The 18,384-nt window shown below is 59.5% G+C and carries 15 protein-coding genes; 12 read left to right on the forward strand and 3 right to left on the reverse strand.

Annotated elements, in window-relative coordinates; all coding sequences use genetic code 11:
- Positions 1–24 precede the first annotated feature (24 nt).
- The 12 genes from LOY67_RS12780 to LOY67_RS12835 all read left to right on the forward strand — a co-directional run bounded on the left by LOY67_RS12780 (position 25) and on the right by LOY67_RS12835 (position 13,937).
- Positions 25–1,029 carry a fimbrial protein gene (locus LOY67_RS12780; protein WP_265067512.1) on the forward strand — a complete coding sequence of 335 codons (1,005 nt, stop codon included), beginning with the start codon at positions 25–27 and terminating at the stop codon, positions 1,027–1,029.
- A 692-nt stretch (positions 1,030–1,721) separates the two neighbouring features.
- Positions 1,722–2,402, forward strand: a complete 681-nt coding sequence (locus LOY67_RS12785; RefSeq protein ID WP_265067513.1) for a fimbrial protein — start codon at positions 1,722–1,724, stop codon at positions 2,400–2,402.
- 424 nt (positions 2,403–2,826) lie between these two features.
- Complete coding sequence (locus LOY67_RS12790; RefSeq protein ID WP_265067514.1) at positions 2,827–3,243, forward strand: DUF4398 domain-containing protein; 417 nt, start codon at positions 2,827–2,829, stop codon at positions 3,241–3,243.
- Positions 3,244–3,253: 10 nt separating this feature from the next.
- On the forward strand, positions 3,254–4,027 hold the full coding sequence (locus tag LOY67_RS12795; protein WP_265067515.1) for an OmpA family protein: 774 nt from the start codon (positions 3,254–3,256) through the stop codon (positions 4,025–4,027).
- 218 nt (positions 4,028–4,245) lie between these two features.
- Positions 4,246–5,463 carry a Na+/H+ antiporter NhaA gene (nhaA, locus tag LOY67_RS12800; protein ID WP_265067516.1) on the forward strand — a complete coding sequence of 406 codons (1,218 nt, stop codon included), beginning with the start codon at positions 4,246–4,248 and terminating at the stop codon, positions 5,461–5,463.
- Positions 5,464–5,887: 424 nt separating this feature from the next.
- Positions 5,888–7,093, forward strand: coding sequence for an EAL domain-containing protein (locus LOY67_RS12805; RefSeq protein ID WP_265067517.1), 1,206 nt, complete (start codon positions 5,888–5,890; stop codon positions 7,091–7,093).
- Positions 7,090–7,521, forward strand: a complete 432-nt coding sequence (locus tag LOY67_RS12810) for a chemotaxis protein CheY (RefSeq protein ID WP_265067518.1) — start codon at positions 7,090–7,092, stop codon at positions 7,519–7,521. The genes LOY67_RS12805 and LOY67_RS12810 overlap by 4 nt, the downstream gene beginning before the upstream one ends.
- A 104-nt stretch (positions 7,522–7,625) precedes the next feature.
- Positions 7,626–8,741, forward strand: coding sequence for a TRAP transporter substrate-binding protein (locus tag LOY67_RS12815; protein ID WP_265067519.1), 1,116 nt, complete (start codon positions 7,626–7,628; stop codon positions 8,739–8,741).
- A 611-nt stretch (positions 8,742–9,352) separates the two neighbouring features.
- A protein-coding gene (locus LOY67_RS12820; RefSeq protein ID WP_265063257.1) for an IS3 family transposase occupies positions 9,353–10,500 on the forward strand; the annotation gives its coding sequence in 2 pieces (ribosomal slippage) (positions 9,353–9,608 and positions 9,608–10,500; 1,149 coding nt in all).
- A gap of 425 nt (positions 10,501–10,925) precedes the next feature.
- Positions 10,926–12,254, forward strand: a complete 1,329-nt coding sequence (locus LOY67_RS12825) for an epoxide hydrolase family protein (protein WP_265067520.1) — start codon at positions 10,926–10,928, stop codon at positions 12,252–12,254.
- Positions 12,255–12,337: 83 nt separating this feature from the next.
- Positions 12,338–13,408 (forward strand): alpha/beta fold hydrolase, encoded by a 1,071-nt coding sequence (locus LOY67_RS12830; protein WP_265067521.1) that lies wholly within the window; start codon positions 12,338–12,340, stop codon positions 13,406–13,408.
- 22 nt (positions 13,409–13,430) lie between these two features.
- Positions 13,431–13,937, forward strand: coding sequence for a cytochrome P460 family protein (locus LOY67_RS12835; RefSeq protein WP_265067522.1), 507 nt, complete (start codon positions 13,431–13,433; stop codon positions 13,935–13,937).
- Between the two features lie 200 nt (positions 13,938–14,137).
- Here LOY67_RS12835 and LOY67_RS12840 read toward each other — a convergent pair whose 3' ends face one another.
- Genes LOY67_RS12840 through LOY67_RS12850 form a run of 3 tightly spaced genes read right to left on the reverse strand, consistent with a single transcriptional unit; the run spans position 14,138 to position 18,327 of the window.
- Positions 14,138–15,187: a hypothetical protein gene (locus tag LOY67_RS12840; RefSeq protein WP_265067523.1), complete on the reverse strand. Its 1,050-nt coding sequence runs from the start codon at positions 15,185–15,187 to the stop codon at positions 14,138–14,140.
- A 32-nt stretch (positions 15,188–15,219) separates the two neighbouring features.
- Positions 15,220–17,031: a hypothetical protein gene (locus LOY67_RS12845; RefSeq protein ID WP_265067524.1), complete on the reverse strand. Its 1,812-nt coding sequence runs from the start codon at positions 17,029–17,031 to the stop codon at positions 15,220–15,222.
- A gap of 3 nt (positions 17,032–17,034) precedes the next feature.
- Complete coding sequence (locus LOY67_RS12850; protein ID WP_265067525.1) at positions 17,035–18,327, reverse strand: hypothetical protein; 1,293 nt, start codon at positions 18,325–18,327, stop codon at positions 17,035–17,037.
- Positions 18,328–18,384: the final 57 nt, after the last annotated feature.

Here is an 18,384-nt window from a genome sequence, read left to right on the forward strand (position 1 = left end):
CATTTATTTTAGAGTGACAATGACATGAACATACTCAAGAAAGCACTGTTGACAGTGTTGGCATTAGGAGGGGCATCCGCCAGCGTTTCGGCCTATGCCGACTGTACTTTTGTGGCCGGTTATTCTGCTGATACACAAGAATTGATTAACTTCGGCACCGTGACAGCCCCACTTTCCACACCCGTTGGTACGGTGGTGGCTACGAAAACATCGACAGTACTTATGAATCGCAATCTCTTTATTACAGGGTGTACAACATTCAACCAGCAGGATTGGCGCTCCCCAGGGTTGACACCCGTTTCCTATGGAGGCCAGGTTCTTTATCAGTCTGGTGTCGCCGGCTATGCGATTCGTATCGTCACTCCAGGGGCAGGCTCAACAACTGGTCAGTTTGGCAGCGGTGCATTTGATCGAATAATAACTAGTAATTTTTGTACTACCTCTGGAACTCCATGGGGTTACTGCGGTGGCTCATGGGGAACTGTAACGTTTGAACTGGTTAAGATATCTCCCAGTGTTGGTGCTGGACAAATGTCGGCTGGGACACTAGTCAGAGCCAGCATACGTGGCTGGAACTGGATTTATACAGCCAATCTGACGAGTTCTAGCATTGTCAGCCCCGGGTGCACCGTAACCAATACATCCATCCCTATTGCTATGGATAAAGTATCAACAAAAGACTTCACTGGTGTAGGCGCTACAGCGTCCCCAAAAACAGTCACGATTCCGCTCAATTGCAACGCAGGTACTAAAGTCAGCGTGACGTTGGACGGCACCCGTCACAGTTCCGGCATAGCCGGTGTGCTGGCTCTGGATTCGTCGGGCTCTACTAGCGTTGCGACCGGTCTGGGGTTACAACTGCTTTACAACAACACCGCTGTTACTTTGGGATCGGCGACTTCCGTGGGAGCGACAACCAGCAACGGCACTTACAATGTTGGCTTGACTGCTCGTTATTACCAGACGGCCGCGACGGTCACCGCAGGGCAAGCGAACAGCACTGCAACCTTTACCATGACGTATAACTAGGTTTAAAAAAGTGTTCATAGGGGCTAGTGCCTGGGTAGCTAATTCGTTTACTCAACTTCGGCGCCAGGACTTGCCACGCTGCGTTGCCATTCCTCGCCGTAGCGGGGCTACGACTCGTCATGGCGCCTTGCTTGGCAAGCCCTGACACTCGAATTTGAGTACTCGAATTAGCCGTGCAGACCACTAGTTGCCGGCCTTTTTGGGCTGCAAGTCCATTGAGGTGGAGAGTGACTAATAATAAATAATGCTGATAAGTGTTTGCGGTGCTGTTCGGTATTACTGTGACAAGGCTGAAGGTCGATGCGGGATAAACTCGCCACTCTTTGGCAAATGGAAGACCACAAAAAATATGGAAGAATTAAATCGATATGGACAGAAAGTATCTGACTGCTGTGCTGTGCCTGACTGGAAGCTATTCAGTTTTTTCACAGGCATCATGTACGTTTCTATCGGGCTCGGCGTCGGACAGCGAGACTGTAACGTTCGGTAATTTTGTGGTGCAGCGGGATGCGGCTATTGGTACGACATTGGCCGCTTATACCTCAACCCGATTCAGTTCCAGGGGGAGTTTCCTACAGTGCAGCAGGCCAACCCCAAGCACTGTTTTCGTAGCCCGTTGGGGGGTATCAGGCCTTACGTCGGTCATGTTCAATGGAGAGCAACTGTTTACTACGGGTACGGCTGGAATCGCGATGCGCGTCATAACGCCCAGCACGGGTTATACGCTTCCATTTATCGGTCCGTTTCCAAGGGATGTAACCAATACCGGCCAACCTGGTTGTTTCTGGGGGACGGCGTATATCTGGTACTGCGGCAACAATTGGGGGGCTACCACGTTCGAGTTGGTCAAGATTGCCGATGTGACCGGCAGCGGAAAAATTACTTTGCCGGGGCAGATTCAAGCCAGTCTCGTTAGCCAGACTTTCGTATATAGCTTCAATTTTGGTACGTCCTCGGTATCCACCGTTGCATGCTCCGTCACCAATACATCCATTGTGGTGCCGATGGGGAGCGTATCAACCAAGGATCTGACCACTTTAGGCACTACAACACCGGAAAGAAGTTTCAATATCCCACTCAATTGCGACGCTGGTACCCGGGTTCAAGTAATGTTGAATGGTGTTCCCCATGGTTCCGGGGTCGTAGGAGTGCTGGCGCTGGATACGGCTGCCACTTCGATTGCCACGGGTGTGGGATTACAGCTGCTTTACAACGGCACCCCCGTTACGTTGGGCATCCCCATTGCCGTGGGGACGGTGGCGGGTAGCGGTTCTTACAATATCGGTTTGTCTGCTCGCTATTATCAGACAGCCGCTGCTGTCACCGCGGGTCAAGCCAATAGCACTGCAACCTTTACCATGAATTACAACTAAGCGTGCAGGTTGGATTGTTCGTAGGGCATTTGCCTGTGTCCATTCATGCAAGCGCCATTGCTACGCAATGGCGCACACCGAGTTTCCTCCCTTTTAACCAGCATTCGCTGGTTCTTTTTTACCCAACATTTTTGCTTGCCTCACCCCTTGGGAAATTTCCTACAAGGATTGAGGCCGTTACCTCGGTTGTTACCTTGGGGCATCAGACAGAATAAGCCCCATGCACTTACGTCAACGCCAGTTCGAAGTGCCAATAGTTTCGTAGGACTGCACTTGCCAATTTCCCGTTACTGCAAGTGTCTTTAATGCGCGAGGTGACAACCATTCAATAAACCATGTTGGTAGGTGAAACGCTGTGTGCCGGTTAAGTGCACACATCAAGTGTTCGAAAAACAGTTGACCTGAAAAACTTGGAGAGTCCCTTATGAAAAATCAACACCTTTACAGCCGGGCCGGCTTTGCGGGCCTGATTATCGTCATGACCACCGTGTTGGGCGGCTGCTCCAGCGCGCCGATGCCCAATGAGCAAATCGCCTTGTCCACCGATGCGGTCAATCGGGCGGTGGCGGCCGGTGCCACTCAATATGCGCCGCTGGAAATGAAAACCGCCCAGGACAAAGTGTTCGAAATGCAACGCGCCATTGGCGAAAAGAAATACGTAGAAGCCAAGGCCCTGGCCGAGCAGATCGAAGCCGATGCCAGTCTGGCTGAGCGCAAGGCCCGGACGGTGAAAACCCAAAAGGATCTGGAAGCGGCGAAGCAGGGCATTCAAGTACTGAAGAACGAAATGCTCAATGCCCCGAACTCCGGCATCAACCCAACTTCTACTCAAACTAACTGAGGACGCATCCATGCGAATTTCTTTGCTGGTACCCATGGTTTCGATGTTCGGCCTGACCCTGGTGGGCTGCGCCGCGACCCCGGAAAATGCCAATCTGGTTGAGGCCCGCTCGCAGTTCTCGACCCTGCAGAGCAACCCGGCGTCAAGCACCCTGGCGGCCATTGAAACCAAGGACGCTTTCAACGCGCTGAACAAGGCCGACCTGCTGTCGAACCAGGACCGCAAGGCACCGGCTATCGATCAGCTGGCCTACATCGCCCAACAGAAAATCGCCCTGGCCGAGCAGACCATTGCCGGGCGTCAGGCCGAAGCCGGCCTGAGCAACATTGCTGTGGAACGCACCCAGGTTCAACTGGACGTACGCACCCAGCAGCTCAAGGCGTTGCAAGCGCTCAACGCCAAGAATACCGATCGCGGTCAGGTGGTGACCTTTGGCGATGTACTGTTCGATACCGGCAAGTCTGACCTCAAGTACGGTGCGAACAACAACCTGCGTCAGCTTGCTGACTTCCTGGCTGCCAACCCGGAGCGCAAGGTGCGCATCGAAGGCTTTACCGACAGCGTGGGTAATGACGCTTCCAACCAGCGCCTCTCCGAGCGTCGCGCCGACAGCGTTGCCTTTGCACTGCAACGCCTGGGTGTCGACCCAAGCCGTCTGATCACTGCCGGCTATGGCCGGGAGTATCCGGTGGCCGATAACTCCAGCGCCAGCTCGCGGCAGCTCAATCGTCGGGTGGAGGTGATCATCTCCAACGGTTCGGCGATGGTTCAAGGTCGCGGTTGATTCCGGTTGGCGGGCAGGGCAGCAGGAGCTGCCCTTTCATAGGGGAATCGCCCGCGCAACTACCGGAATAGCGGGATGTTCGCTTTGAACAGAGTAGGGCCCACGCCACGCGGCGTGGGCTATCTGGCCATTTACCATCTGTGTAGAATTCCCGTTCGGCTGTTCCTGAAGAGCGGTCTGATCTGCGCAGGTCCGCCATCGAATGGAGTTTCGTGCTTATGAGTGTCAATCCCTCAAGTTTGCCCAAGACCCAGGATGGTCGTGAGTCATCTTCCTCCGCTGCAAGTTTTCTTTCCCGTTTCTTCGCCGCCGAATCCTCCGGTGGCCTGATCCTGATGGCCGCGGCATTCGTCGCGCTCGTCGTTGCCAACTCTCCCTGGTCCGCTGCTTACTTCGCGACACTGCAAGTCAAGGTGGCCGGCCTGTCGATTGAGCATTGGGTGAACGATGGCCTGATGGCGATTTTTTTCATGTTGGTGGGCCTGGAGATCAAGCGTGAAATGCTGGTGGGTCAGTTGTCCACCTGGAGTGATCGCGCACTCCCGGGCTTCGCCGCGCTGGGCGGCATGCTGATACCGGCTTTCATTTATATCGCCGTCAACTGGGGCAGCGCCGACACCCTCAGTGGCTGGGCGATTCCTGCTGCAACCGATATCGCGTTTGCCTTGGGGATACTGTCGCTGCTGGGTAAGCGGGTTCCTGTTTCCTTGAAGATCTTCTTGTCGGCGCTGGCGATTCTCGATGACCTCGGTGCGGTGCTCATCATTGCTCTGGTTTACACCACGGGGTTGTCGGTCGGCATGCTGCTGGCTTCGCTGGGGGCTGTCGTTGTCCTGGTGGTGATGAACCGTTGCGGGGTGCGGGCGCTGTTGCCCTATCTGGTAGTGGGGGCGCTGCTCTGGTTCTTCATGCTGCAATCGGGCGTCCATGCGACCCTGGCCGGGGTGATTCTGGCCCTGTGCATTCCGCTGGGTGACCCGGCCAACGAACACACGTCGCCGCTGCTGCACCTCGAAGAAAAACTGCACCCGTGGGTGGCCTTCGCGGTGGTGCCGATCTTCGGCTTTGCCAATGCCGGGGTGTCCCTGGCCGGTATCTCTCCCGGTGACCTGATCAAACCAGTGCCGTTGGGGGTGACGCTGGGGTTGCTGGTGGGCAAGCAGATCGGTGTGTTTGGTCTGGCGGCGCTGGCGATCCGTGCCAGGTTGGCGAAGCTGCCCGAGGGGTGTGGCTGGCTTCAGTTGTATGGTGTTGCGCTGTTGTGCGGTATCGGCTTCACGATGAGTCTGTTCATCGGCGCGCTGGCGTTTCCGAATGCTCCGGCGTTGATTGATGAGGTCAAGGTTGGGGTTCTGCTGGGGTCGATCCTTTCCGCTGTTCTGGCTGTCATTGTTCTGCGCAGTGCCAAGCGTTCTGGTGCACACACACCGGGTTGATGCCGTGTACCACTCTTGTGGCGAGGGGGGCCATCTGTGGCGAGGGGATTTATCCCCGTCGAGCCGCGAAGCGGCTCCAGTCCAGTCGTCTCAATCCACCTGATACACCGAAGTGTCAGGTTTTGGGACTGCTGCGCAGTCCAACGGGGATGAATCCCCTCGCCACAGGGATACTGTGGTGTGAGTCACCGCAGCCAAGTTTCCAAAGTTCAGTGACCACAATCCCTGTGGCGAGGGAGCTTGCTCCCGCTGAGACGCGAAGCGGCTCCAATCCAGCCACCTCGATCCATCAGACACACCGACACATCGCATTTCCCCCGTCGAATTGCTTAGGAAATTTCATACAAGCACTGAGGCCATTGCCTCGGTTGTTCCTTCGAGCCAACGCACAGAATGACCCATCACACTTTCGTGGGTGGTTCCAATGTCTAATTTCTCTTTGCGTGTCATCGTTCTTGAAGACCATTCGTTTCAACGCGCCTTTGCCGTCAACCTGTTGCAGCAACTGGGGTGCACTGAAGTATTCCAGGCGGCGGACGGAGCGGAGGCGCTGGCGATTTTGAATGAGGTCGGCCCGGTCGATATCGCCCTGTGCGACCTGCGCATGGAAGGCATGGATGGCCTGGCGTTTCTGCAGGCTGTCGGGCATTCGGGGCTGGTCGGCTCGGTGATCATCAGCAGCTCGCTTTCCGCAGATCTGCGCCGCACGGTGCGGCAGATCATCTCGCTGTTGAACCTGGAGCTGCTGGGTGACATCGGCAAGCCGCTGCACTATGAAACCCTGGAGCGCCTGCTAAAAAAGCATCACAGTGTGCCGCGTACTGGAACCCTTCCAGAGCAGCCACGAGTACTCCCTGATGAGAGTCAGGTCCGCCAGGCCCTGGCGGACCGTGGGCTGTGTGCGTTTTTCCAGCCCAAGTTCATCCTGGAAACGGGGGAGGTGACCGGGGTTGAAGTGTTGGCGCGTTGGCGGGAAGCGTCCGGCAAGGTGCTGTCGCCGGCCTTTTTCATGCCGGTCCTGGAGCGCTGTGGCCTGTTGAATGAGCTGCTGTTCCAGCAGTTGCATGAGAGCCTGGCCTTGCAGCAGCAACTGAAGGCGTTCGGGCATGAACTCGATTTCGCCTTCAACCTGCACGCCACGCAATTGACGGACGAGACGCTCGCCACCCGGATCCACACCCTGCTGGTGGAGTACGGCGTGCGCGGCTCCAGCCTCACGTTCGAGTTGACGGAAAGTGGCTTGCTGCAGGCGCCGGAAACCAGTCTGGAATGCCTGTTTCGCCTGCGAATGATGGGCTGCCAACTGTCCATCGATGATTTCGGTGCGGGCTTCTCTTCCCTGCAACGCCTGTATCAATTGCCCTTCAATGAAATCAAACTCGACGGTGAGTTCGCCCGGGCGATGATGCAGGAGCCGCGTTGCCATGCAGTGGTCAGCAGCACTCTGGCACTGGGTGAGAAGCTGGGCATGTCCGTGGTGGTCGAGGGCATCGAGACCGACGAGCAGCGCCAGCACCTGTTGAACATGGGCTGCACGCAAGGGCAGGGGTACTGGTACGCCAGGCCCATGAGCGGTGGCGACCTGGTTCGCTGGCTTGATGAGACCCAACCGCGGAGCCAGCGCGCATGACCAATAAAGCCCTGCGTGTCCTCATCGCCGACGAGCGCCTTAGCCAGCTATTGCATCTCGAACGGCTGCTGAATCGTCTCGGTTACTACCGGGTCGCGCCGATCCGCACCTTCGATGAACTGGCTTCGCTGACCGACCATCCAGGCGAGTCGTTCGATCTGCTCATCGTCAACCGGAATCTGCCTGTGCCCAAGGGCATCGACATGAGCGCATTCTGTCGGGCGCGTCCGCATATCCTGCATGCGCTGTTCTACGACACGCCGGACAAATCCATCGAGCTGGTGCTGCAACGGCCCGATCAAACGGTCCAGATCCGTTGGACCGAAACTCCCGATGCCACCTCGCTGAATGTATTGATGAGCATCATCGATCCACCGAGCCGGCGGGTCGGGTTGAAATCGTTGCCATGGTTCTGCGCGACTGCCTGAGCGTGCCACCGGTGGCTGTATGGCTGCGAGCGTTCGTGCAGTGGGGGGAAATGACTGGTTGATAATGCAAGCGTGTAGCTGCGAACTTGAGTCTGGGGGTTTATATGGAAACTAAACAAAGCGTTTTTTCATGGAGAGCTCAAGCGGGGGCACTGGCGATTGGTGTTGCAATTTCTTCAGGCGCAGTGCTGGGAGAGACGAGCAAACCATTCAACGAACAGGGCAACTTAGAGGTCCGAGCTACATCCTCTCACCTCGCTCATACGCAATCCTCGCCAGTCGTTTGGCGGATGGCCACCGAGTACCCCGCAACGTCGATGCCGGGCGAGGGGCTTATAACGTTTGCGCGAGAGATCGCTGCTCGCACACAGGGCGCGATAGCACCGCAGCCCTCATTCGATGCAAGCGCAGGCTTCAAGTCGGCGCAGATGTTGATCGCGATTCGCGACGGTAAGCTGCAAGTCGGCGACATGTTCGGCGGTGCGTTGGGTGAGGTCGATCCGATTTTTCTTCTCTCTTCGCTGCCATTCCTGGCTACGTCCGTTGATAAGGCACGCCGATTGGCCGACCTGGCTCGGGCTGACTATGCGCGTGCTTTCGAGAAACAGGGGCAACACCTGCTCTACATCTCGCCCTGGCCGCCAACAGGTCTGTGGTCACGTAACCCCGTAGAGACTCTTGACGATCTGCATGCACTGTCTGTACGCACATACGACGAGACCTCTGCCGAGGTCATGCGTTCGGCAGGAGCGACCGCGCAGAGCCTGTCGTTTGTCGATGCCATGCCTCGCTTGGCTGACGGTTCGGTGAATGCTGTGCTGTCGTCGGGTGATGGTGGTGCCGGCCGCAAGTTATGGAACTACTTACCCTGCTTTACGGCCATTGGCTACGCCATGCCTTTGTCATTTGCGGTCATCGATGCCGCCACCTGGCAAGCGCTGACCCCGGCAGAGCGAGAGGCTGTAACCACTGCCGCCAAAGTCACTGAAGACAAACAGTGGGCGCGGCTGAACACGCGGCTGGAGGAGAATGCCGCACGAATGCGTGCCAATGGCGTTGTAATTCAGAATAGTCCAGCGCCTGTTGTACAGCAGGCGTTGCGCGATGCCGGTTTGCATGCGCTGGAAACCTGGCAGTCGCGGGTAGGCGAACGCGCAGAGGTTTTGTTGAAGGCCTACTTCAGTTCGGATGGTTCGCAAGTCCCCAACGAAAACAGGTGAGTCGCATCTGCATCAGCAAGTCCAGTGCCGCGATGTTTCCGAGTCGCCCCCAGTAATCATGCCCACCCCAAATCCCCTCTGGGAGCGGGCTTGCTCGCGATAGCGGTGGGTCAACTTGCGTTGATGTTGGCTGTGCCGCCGCCATCGCGAGCAAGCTCGCTCCCACAGTTTTTTTCGCGTCGCCCACAGAAGTCATGTCTACCCCAGATCCCTGTGGGAGCGAGCCTGCTCGCGATAGCGGTGGGTCAGCTTGCATTGATGTTGACTGTGCCACCGCCATCGCGAGCAGGCTCGCTCCCACAGTTTTTCCGGGTCGCCCGCAGACGTCCTGCCCACCCCCAATCCCCTGTGGGAGCGAGCCTGCTCGCGATAGCGGTGGGTCAGCTTGCATTGATGTTGACTGTGCCGCCGCCATCGCGGGCAAGCCCGCTCCCACAGTTTTTCCGAGTCGCCCGCAGAAGTCCTGCCCACCCCAAATCCCCTGTGGGAGCGAGCCTGCTCGCGATAGCGGTGGGTCAGCTTGCATTGATGTTGAATGTGCAGCCGTCTGAGCTGGTCTAATGGCCCCGGACACCTCAATGGGTGAAACTACACCCATTGAGGAATATTCCATGACTAAGAAATACAGAAAATTCGACGCCGAGTTCAAGCTGAAGGTCTGCAAGATGATTGTTGATCAAGGTCTGAGCGTGAACTCGGTTTGTACCGATTTAGGCCTGAGCGACACCGCCGTGCGCCGCTGGGTTCAGCAGTATCAAACCGAGCAGTCGGGCGGTACGGGGATTGGCAAACCATTGACCAGCGACCAGCAGCGTATTCGCCAGCTTGAACAGCAAGTCCGCGAACTGAAGACGGATAATGACATATTAAAAAAAGCTACGGCCTTCTTTGCCCGCGAGTTGAAGTGATCCACCAGTTGGTTCACCAAATTCAATGCAAGGCCTACCCGGTGGCGCGTATCTGCCGGGTGTTGCGGATCAGTCGTTCGGGGTTTTACGAAGCTCGTCAGAGGCGTTTGAAGCCAAAACCTGTGTGCTCGGTTGCCGCTCAGCTCAAGGCTGCCTTCGTGTCCAATGAACACTGTTATGGCAGTCGTCGTTTGGTGAAAGCGCTGCGTGACACTGGCGTCTCCGTTGGACGGAACAAGGTCCGCCGCCTGATGAAACAACAGGATTTGCGCCCGATCTGGAAGCGCAAGTTCGTTCATACCACTGACAGCAATCACAATTTTCCGGTGGCTGAGAACCTGCTCAATCGCCAGTTCAATCCCGAGCGCATCAACCAGTCGTGGGTCGCTGACATCACCTACATCCGTACCCGCAGCGGCTGGTTGTACCTGGCGGCCGTCATGGACCTGTACTCACGCAAAATCGTGGGCTGGGCCATGGCACCCCACATGCGGGCAGAGTTGGTATGCAGTGCGATGCAACTGGCCATCGCGCAGAGGCAACCTGAACCGGGCCTGATCGCACACTCGGATCGAGGCAGCCAGTATGCCGGTACGGATTACCAGGACTTGCTGACGCGACATGGAATGCGTTGCAGCATGAGTCGCAAGGGCAACTGCTGGGACAATGCGGTCATGGAGCGCTTCTTCTTGAATCTGAAGATGGAGCGTGTTTGGCGCAAGGATTACGCCAACCATGGCGAAGCGATCAAGGACATCACGGACTACATCGTGCGGTTCTACAACGGAAGGCGAATCCATTCATCCTTGGGCTATTTACCGCCCAATCAGTATGAGCGGCAAGCAGCCTGAAAAACACCGATTGAGGTGTCCGGAAAAAGTTGACCACCTCAGTCATCGCGAGCAGGCTCGCTCCCACAGTTTTTTTCGCGTCGCCCGCAGAAGTCCTGCCCACCCCAAATCCCCTGTGGGAGCGAGCCTGCTCGCGATAGCGGTGGGTCAGCTTGCATTGATGTTGGCTGTGCCGCCGTCATCGCGAGCAGGCTCGCTCCCACAGTTTTTCCGGGTCGCCCCGAAGATCCTGCTCACCCCAAATCCCCTGTGGCTGATCTCAGCTTCCTGCCTCCAATGTATCTCTGTGTATCCAGCCCCCTTGCCGATACGGACTGTTTCTTTACGGGCGGTTGCTGACACATCCGCGATACCTGCCCGGCCTTAAATGACCTGCGTCGAGACAGCCCACGCTTTCTCACCACGGACTTTCAAGGAGATCCATCATGCATGCAGCTTGTTCCGTTTCTACCTGGCAGCGTTGCCTGGCGTCATCCGCCATCGTCGGTCTTGCCCTGCTTGCCGGCAGCGGGGTCACCCTGGCTGCGGACAGTCCGTCCGCCAGTGCCGCATCGGCCGGATCGGAGGCCATTCGCCCTTACCATATTCACGTCGATGAAGCGCAGTTGACCGAACTGCGCCAACGCATTGCGGCCACCCGCTGGCCCGACAAGGAAACCGTCAATGACGTCTCCCAGGGCGTGCAACTGGCTCAGGTACAAGCGCTGGTGAAGTATTGGGGCGATGGCTACGACTGGCGCAAGGCTGAGGCCAGGCTCAATGCCTTGCCGGAGTTCATCACCACCATCGATGGCGTCGACATCCAGTTCATCCACGTGCGTTCGCGCCACCCCAACGCCATGCCGCTGATCCTCACCCATGGTTGGCCCGGATCGCAGTTCGAGTTCCTCAAGACTATCGGCCCGCTGACCGATCCGACCGCTTACGGCGGCCGTGCGGAAGATGCCTTCGATGTGATCATCCCGTCGATTCCCGGCCATGGTTTTTCCGGCAAACCGACCGAACTAGGTTGGGGTCCCGACCGGGTGGCGAAGGCCTGGGACGTGCTGATGAAGCGCCTGGGCTACAGCCATTACGTGTCCCAGGGCGGCGATCACGGTTCGGTGATTTCCGATGCGCTGGGCCGCCTGGCGCCGCCCGGGTTGCTGGGCATCCACCTGAACATGCCGGCCACTGTGCTGCCGGAACTGGTGAAGCCGATCAACAGCGGCGATCCGGCACCCGCCGGGCTGACCGATCCGGAACGCCGAGCCTACAGCTCCCTGAGTACGTTCTTCGGTCGTAATGCGGCCTACGGCGCGATGATGGTGACCCGGCCGCAGACCATCGGCTACCTGCTGGCCGACTCGCCCACCGGTACGGCAGCGTGGATGTACGAGAAATTCGCGGCCTGGACCGACAGTGACGGCAAGCCTGAGCGCGTGCTCAGCCGCGATGAAATGCTCGATGACATCAGCCTGTACTGGCTGACCGACACCGGGGCGTCGTCCTCCCGTTTCTACTGGGAGAACAACAACAATAACTTCAGCGCCGCCGCGCAGAAGACCACGGACATCAAGGTGCCGGTGGCGATCACGGTGTTCCCGCACGAGATCTACCAGGCGCCGAAGACCTGGGCACAGCGTGCGTACCCGTCGCTGTCCTACTTTAATGAGGTCAACCAGGGCGGTCACTTCGCAGCCTGGGAACAACCTCAACTGTTCAGTGAAGAACTGCGCGAAGCATTCCGGCCATTGCGGGCGGCGGCCAAGTAACCCAGCGCCGCAGCGTGTCCGCTAAACACCTTCGATCACATGATTCGCAACCGCCGTGCGGCGGTTCGCAAGGGAGACTCACCATGACCAAAATCTTGAACCACACCTCCAAACCACGGCATCGGCGTCTGCTCGCACCGGCTCTCCTGGCGGTCGCCATGATGCAGTTGGGCGCCCTGGCCGTGACCTCGTCACAGGCCAGCGCTGCCGAGGTGCCGGCCGGTACCATCGGCGCCATCACGCCGGGGGCCAATACTTCGTTCGGCCCGTTGAAGCACGTCAAGGCGGGTTTGCTGGACGTTTCCTATGCCGAAGTCGGTCCCGCCGATGGGCCGGTGGTCATCCTGTTGCACGGCTGGCCCTACGACATTCACAGCTACACCGATGTGGCGCCGGAGTTGGCGCAGAAGGGCTATCGCGTGTTGATTCCCTATGCGCGGGGCTATGGCGATACGCGCTTCCTGTCGGCCAAGACCGTGCGCAACGGCCAGCCGGCCGCGCTTGCCAGTGACCTGATCGACTTCATGGACGCGCTGCACATCAAGCAGGCCGTGCTCGGCGGTTATGACTGGGGCGCGCGCACCGCCGACATCGTCGCGGCGCTGTGGCCGGAGCGGGTGAAGGCGCTGGTGGCGGTGAGTGGTTACCTGATCGGCAGCCAGGAAGCCGGCAAGACACCCTTGCCGCCGGCCGCCGAGTTGCAGTGGTGGTACCAGTTCTACTTTGCCACCGAGCGCGGCCGCCTGGGCTATGAAAAGAATACCCACGACTTCGCCAAGCTGATCTGGAAACTGGCCTCGCCGAAGTGGGATTTCGACGACGCCACCTATGATCGCAGCGCCGCCGCGTTGCAGAACCCCGATCACGTCCCGGTATCGATCTTCAACTACCGCTGGCGCCTGGGCCTGATCAAGGGCGAGGCCAGGTACGACGCGTTGGAGAAGAAACTGGCGGCGTTCCCGTCCATCGGCGTGCCGACCATCACCCTTGAAGGCGATGCCAACGGCGCGCCGCACCCACCGGCCGAGGCCTATGCCAAGCGCTTCACCGGCAAGTACGAGTACCGGTTGATCAGCGGCGGTGTCGGTCACAACTTGCCGCAGGAGGCCCCACAAGCCTTCGCCCAGGCCGTCATCGATGCCGATCATCTCTGATCCGGCGCAAGGGAGAGCAACGATGAAACTCAAGCATCTGGCGGCATCCGCCGCTGTTGCATCGGCGGCGTTGATCAACACCGGCCTGGCCCTGGGCGATGCCGGCGGCGGCGAGGCTTCACCGATCTATGGGGTGAAGCTTCCCGATGGCTATCGCACCTGGCCGCTGATAGCGCCGGCACAGGAAGCCGAGCCGCTGAACGAGCTTCGAGCGGTGCTGGGCAATGACCGGGCCATCAAGGCGTACCAGGACGCGACCCTGCCGTTCCCTGACGGCACGGTCCTGGTGAAGCTGGCCTGGAAGCACGTGCAGTCACCGGAGTTCGAACCGGCCTCGATTCCTGGAGCGGCCACCACCGTCCAGGTCATGGTCAAGGACTCGAAGAAATATGCGTCAACCGGCGGTTGGGGGTTTGGTCGATTTATCAACGGCAAGCCCGCCGACGAGGCCCAACACCAGACCTGTTTCGCCTGCCACCAGGCGCGGGTGCAGAACCATGATTTTGTCTTTACGCGTTTCGCGCCATAACCCAGGTATCCAAGGCGTTTTCCATGTCGTGATAGTCCCCCCGGACCCGTGGCCCGGTTGATCGAGGAAGCTGCCGCGATGAAGTGATGTAACTCCCTGTGGGAGCGAGCTTGCTCGCGAAGGCGGTGGTTCAGGCTGCACTGATGTTGAATGTGCCGTCGCCATCGCGAGCAAGCTCGCTCCCACAGTTTTCTGCGTTGTCAGAGCTGCACCCGCCGAAGCCTGCCACTGAGCGGCACGACGTGGCCGTCGGGCGTGGGCAGTCGCCTTCCGGTCAGTCCCATGCCTTCGCTCACCAGCACCGCATCCTCCACCACACACAGGTTGGACGGGGTATCCAGGCCCTGGGCGAGCACGCTGACCTGGGCGGTCAGCAGGTTGCAGCTCAGCAATCGACCGGTGAACCGGGTGAAGCCGCCGTGCAGCGGTTCGCCGTTCCAGTCCGGCAGCAGGGGTTGTTGCAGGCGGTCGCAGAGTTCCAGCACCAGCACGTTTCCGGCCGGGCACAGCGCCAGGCCGGTGGGCAGTTGCAGTCCGCTGATCAGCACTTCGATCTGTCCGCTGCCGGGATGGACCCGGATCACCTGGCCCGCCTTGTCGACGAAGTCGATGCCCTTGCGCGTCGGGTCGCTTTGTCGTTCGCCGGAGAACAGGCTGATCAGCACGGCATCGGTTGCCGGTTCGTACACCAACGTCACGGGCACGGCTTCCTGGCCATGGTCCAGTTCGGGCAACTGGACCAGTACCCGCTCGTCCTGGCCGGCGGCGAATTCCACCAACTGGTTGGTATCGGGCTTGACCGCCAGCCAACTACGGCGAGAAGGGTGGTAACACAGCGCATTCAGATTGCCGCGGCTGCGAAACACCGGCTCGGGTGGGGTGAATTGCAGGTCGAGCAGTTTGGAACCCTCGACGTAATCGGTCTGGCTGACCAGGTAGCGGCCATCTCCACAGGCAACGTCCGACAGCCCCATGATTTCATCACGCAGCATACGGACCTGCATGTTCATGGCGCGAAAGCCGTCTGCCAGTGTCTCGCGGGGCAAGTAGGCGCCGGGCCGCTGGGGATCGGGGCGCAGGCGACTGATGCGCCCGCTGAATGTCTGTTCCGGCAGGCCGGAGCCGGCCTCAACCAGCAGCAAGCTGCCATCGGCCCGCACGCAGATGCCGCGAGGGTTCAACAGGCCTTCGGCAATGATCGTACTTGGATGCAGGCTTTCGCCGGGCTGCGCAGGGATCTGGATAGACATGAAGTTTCTCCGTCGTGAAGGGGTGGGCGCGATCACTGCGGCGGTTGCCACGGCTCACCGGTGAGATAGGCCCGCAACAGTGCCCGCTGGCAGGGCGACATCGAGCGCACCACGGGCATGAACAGGGTGGTGCCTTTGTAGGCATCCGAGGTCCGGGCAAGGATCGGGTTCTTGGCGCCCATGATCGCGTCGGGCTGGTTCAGCGGGATGTAGCGCGACATGGCGGGGAAGGCCAGGTAGTGAAAGCGCAGGACGTTGGGGTACATCAGCGGCCAGGTGATGGTGGTGCCCTTGGGGATGCCGAAATCGGTCTGGGCGTATTTGCGGAAGCTGGTGAAGTAGGCGCTGCTGTCCAGGCCATTGGCGGTGCAGGTCAGGGCCACGAAACCCGCCTGGGCGGCACTGCCCGGCTTGAGTGTGACGGGGAAACTGACCGAAAGCTGGCCGGGGTTGATGGTCAGCGAGTCGGGGAAGTCGAGGAAGTCCCAATACTGTGGTTCCGTATACGCGGCAGGCGGAGCCGCTTTCAGGTCGATTTCGGTGGTACTGGTCACCGGGCCGCCCAGGTATCGGACCTGCAGGGTGATCGACAGGCCTTTGGGGTAGTCCTCGAGATAGACATTGCGTTGGTCGGCATAGAGCCGATAGGTCGACTCGGTGGCTTGCAGCGTGGTGCCGGCGACCTTGTTGGGGGCCTTGATCGCCAAGGCGCTGGTCCGCACCGCCTGCTGTTGGCTGGCGGTCATGGGCAGGTCGACGATGCCGCCATACACGTAGTAGTTCAACAGCGGGCTGCTGGTCGGGTCCAGGGTCGCCAGGGCGGTGGTGCCGGCCGAGATGGTGACGGGGCCGTAGTTGGCGTTGGGGCCGATGGGGCTGGTGATGTCGTCCCTGACGGCGCGGAAGGTTTCCTTCGGAATGACATTCACCATGTCGATGCTCAGGTAACCGTTGTTGGTGCCCAGGTCGGCATAGCCGGCATTCCCCGTGGCCTGGTTGACCAGTTGTCGGCCCGGCTGACAGCTCAGCGGCTCGTCGGCGAAGGCTGGAGCGAGTGTGCCGATGACCCGACCGATGCTCGGGTTGGGCGTGTACTTGCCGGCGGCGTAGTCGGCGTCCAGTTGCTCGGTGGTCATCGTCGGGCACATCTCGAACATGACAAAACGCAGGACGATCCCCGTCGCGCCCGGCGCCTGGATGATCGAGCGCAGACCGGCGCTGTTCTGGTTCCAGCTGACGATGCTGCTCAGGGGGAAGGTCAACTGGAACGTGCCGCTGGCATGGAAGGAGCCCGGCGCGTCCATCTTCGCCGGCAGCAGCACACGCCCGGCCACGTCGAAACTGCTGCACACGGTGTTGCCGTGGATCAACAGCTGGATGTCGCTGTTGCCGCCGATCTGCAGGCCGCCGACGAAGATCTGGGTGGTGCTCGAGGAGGTGGGGTCCAGATCCACCATCATCGGGCCGGAAACCGGGCCCTGTTGGGTCAGCGGATCCACCGAGCCAAGCAGGTAGACCGGCTGGCCCACCAGGTCGCCGGTGGTGCTGATGCCGCCCGGTATCCCCTGGGAACTGATCAAGGCGTTCTGCATGTCGACGACGTGCTGCCCGTAGTGATTCCAGCCGCCGGCGGTGTAGTAGTTGCCGGTGGGCGCATTGATCATGTCATTCAACTGGTCGTCGGTGTAGGACTGCGCACCCGGTGCCAGGGTCGAGGTGGTCAGGTCGAAGAGCGGCCAGTTGGCGTTGCCGTTGTAAGGGATGGTGGGGGAGTTGTTCGGCAGGCTGACGTCGGTGCGGATGCCGCCCCAGAAATTCAGTCGGGGTCCGTTCAGGATGCTCATGATTTATTCCTCGTCCTTGATGGATTTGATGACCGGCGAATTGGCAAATTTGAACAGGTAGGAGAAATCGGACTTGTAGAGGCTCTTGACCGGCGTCGCCATGGAATGGCAGTTCATGCAACTGCTGTTGGGCTGGATGTAGCTCTCCATGGTCACGTTGGCCGAGAGCGCCGGGGTCGGCTGGCCCAGGGGGTTACTGGGGTTGTCCGGCATCAACGGGCGCTGGGTGGTGATGAGTTGGTAGTACTTCAACACGCTTTTCTGCAGGTCCGGGTTGCTGCGGTAGTTGGCGTTGACCCCATCGGTAATCTCGGCAATCGGCGTGACCCGGTTCAACGGGTTCGGGGTCTGGAAGGTGGTGCCGGACTTGGGCACGCAGACCAGGTGTGTGCCCTGGGTCTGCCAGTCACAGGGTGACTGGTTGAGGCTGGCGGCGGGGGCGCTGGCATTGAAGTACGAATAGGCCGTGCCCGTTGCCGGTTGATCGACCCACTGGCCGTGCACCAGCGCCTTGGGCGGTACGTTGTCGATCTGCTCGAAGGTCGACCAGATCCACTGCGGATAGCCGTTCACCTTGGTGATGATGTGCAGGCCCACCAGGCCCAGGTAGGCCTCGGTCACGCCGGTGCGCTGGCCCTGGTCATCGAAGGTGGCGACGCGGGCGAACTGGGTCAGGTAGTGGCTGGCGTTGTCATTGGAAGTGAGGATGCGCCAGCTCGACTTGATCTCGATGACGCCGTTGGGGAAGTTGATGTTGTTGGCCTTGGACACGACATCGGCGTTGTAGTACTGGTTGTTGACGATGTAGTCGTAGGAGGACTCGTTGGCCGAGATGTCGTAGTAGGTCGGGTTGCCGGCCTGATCGATCAACCAGCCGCCGACGGCCTGGTCGACGGCGTTGACCTGGGTGCTGTTCTTCAATGCGGCAATGTTGATGATGCCCAGGCTCTTGGCTTTCTGCGGGGTATTCCAGGGGCCCGGATTCGCCCCCTGGGGCAGGAAGATTTCCTCCACGGTCTTGTAGGTCTGCCAGACGGTGTAGCCGGGGTCCCCCGGCTGCTTGCTGCAGTCGGGATCACCGCGTTGCCCATTCTGAGCGGGCCAGTTCATGGCGATGAACATCTGCCAGCTGTACTGATCGAACAGATCCTGGCTGGCGTTGGCGGCGGGCGCGGAAGTGGGGGGCTGGCAATTGAGGGTGCTGGCCTGTGCCGGTTTGTTCTGGTTCTGGGTTTGATCCAGGGCCAGGGCCGGCAGGCTGGCAAGCCCCAGTAACATCATGGTGAATGTTTTCATGGCAATCCTTCGTCTTGAGTTTATCCACTGTTGCTGAGCCTGCCCCCGTCTGTAGGA

The organism is Pseudomonas sp. B21-056 (assembly GCF_026016325.1).
Lineage (GTDB): Bacteria > Pseudomonadota > Gammaproteobacteria > Pseudomonadales > Pseudomonadaceae > Aquipseudomonas.

Excerpts from the sequence above, each read along its gene's own strand:
- LOY67_RS12815 (WP_265067519.1), top strand. The coding sequence starts at position 7,626 with ATGGAAACTAAACAAAGCGTTTTTTCATGGAGAGCTCAAGCGGGGGCA.
- LOY67_RS12840 (WP_265067523.1), bottom strand. The coding sequence starts at position 15,187 with ATGTCTATCCAGATCCCTGCGCAGCCCGGCGAAAGCCTGCATCCAAGT.
- LOY67_RS12850 (WP_265067525.1), bottom strand. The coding sequence starts at position 18,327 with ATGAAAACATTCACCATGATGTTACTGGGGCTTGCCAGCCTGCCGGCC.
- LOY67_RS12810 (WP_265067518.1), top strand. The coding sequence starts at position 7,090 with ATGACCAATAAAGCCCTGCGTGTCCTCATCGCCGACGAGCGCCTTAGC.
- LOY67_RS12790 (WP_265067514.1), top strand. The coding sequence starts at position 2,827 with ATGAAAAATCAACACCTTTACAGCCGGGCCGGCTTTGCGGGCCTGATT.
- LOY67_RS12795 (WP_265067515.1), top strand. The coding sequence starts at position 3,254 with ATGCGAATTTCTTTGCTGGTACCCATGGTTTCGATGTTCGGCCTGACC.
- nhaA (WP_265067516.1), top strand. The coding sequence starts at position 4,246 with ATGAGTGTCAATCCCTCAAGTTTGCCCAAGACCCAGGATGGTCGTGAG.
- LOY67_RS12845 (WP_265067524.1), bottom strand. The coding sequence starts at position 17,031 with ATGAGCATCCTGAACGGACCCCGACTGAATTTCTGGGGCGGCATCCGC.
- LOY67_RS12830 (WP_265067521.1), top strand. The coding sequence starts at position 12,338 with ATGACCAAAATCTTGAACCACACCTCCAAACCACGGCATCGGCGTCTG.
- LOY67_RS12785 (WP_265067513.1), top strand. The coding sequence starts at position 1,722 with ATGCGCGTCATAACGCCCAGCACGGGTTATACGCTTCCATTTATCGGT.
- LOY67_RS12835 (WP_265067522.1), top strand. The coding sequence starts at position 13,431 with ATGAAACTCAAGCATCTGGCGGCATCCGCCGCTGTTGCATCGGCGGCG.
- LOY67_RS12825 (WP_265067520.1), top strand. The coding sequence starts at position 10,926 with ATGCATGCAGCTTGTTCCGTTTCTACCTGGCAGCGTTGCCTGGCGTCA.
- LOY67_RS12780 (WP_265067512.1), top strand. The coding sequence starts at position 25 with ATGAACATACTCAAGAAAGCACTGTTGACAGTGTTGGCATTAGGAGGG.
- LOY67_RS12805 (WP_265067517.1), top strand. The coding sequence starts at position 5,888 with ATGTCTAATTTCTCTTTGCGTGTCATCGTTCTTGAAGACCATTCGTTT.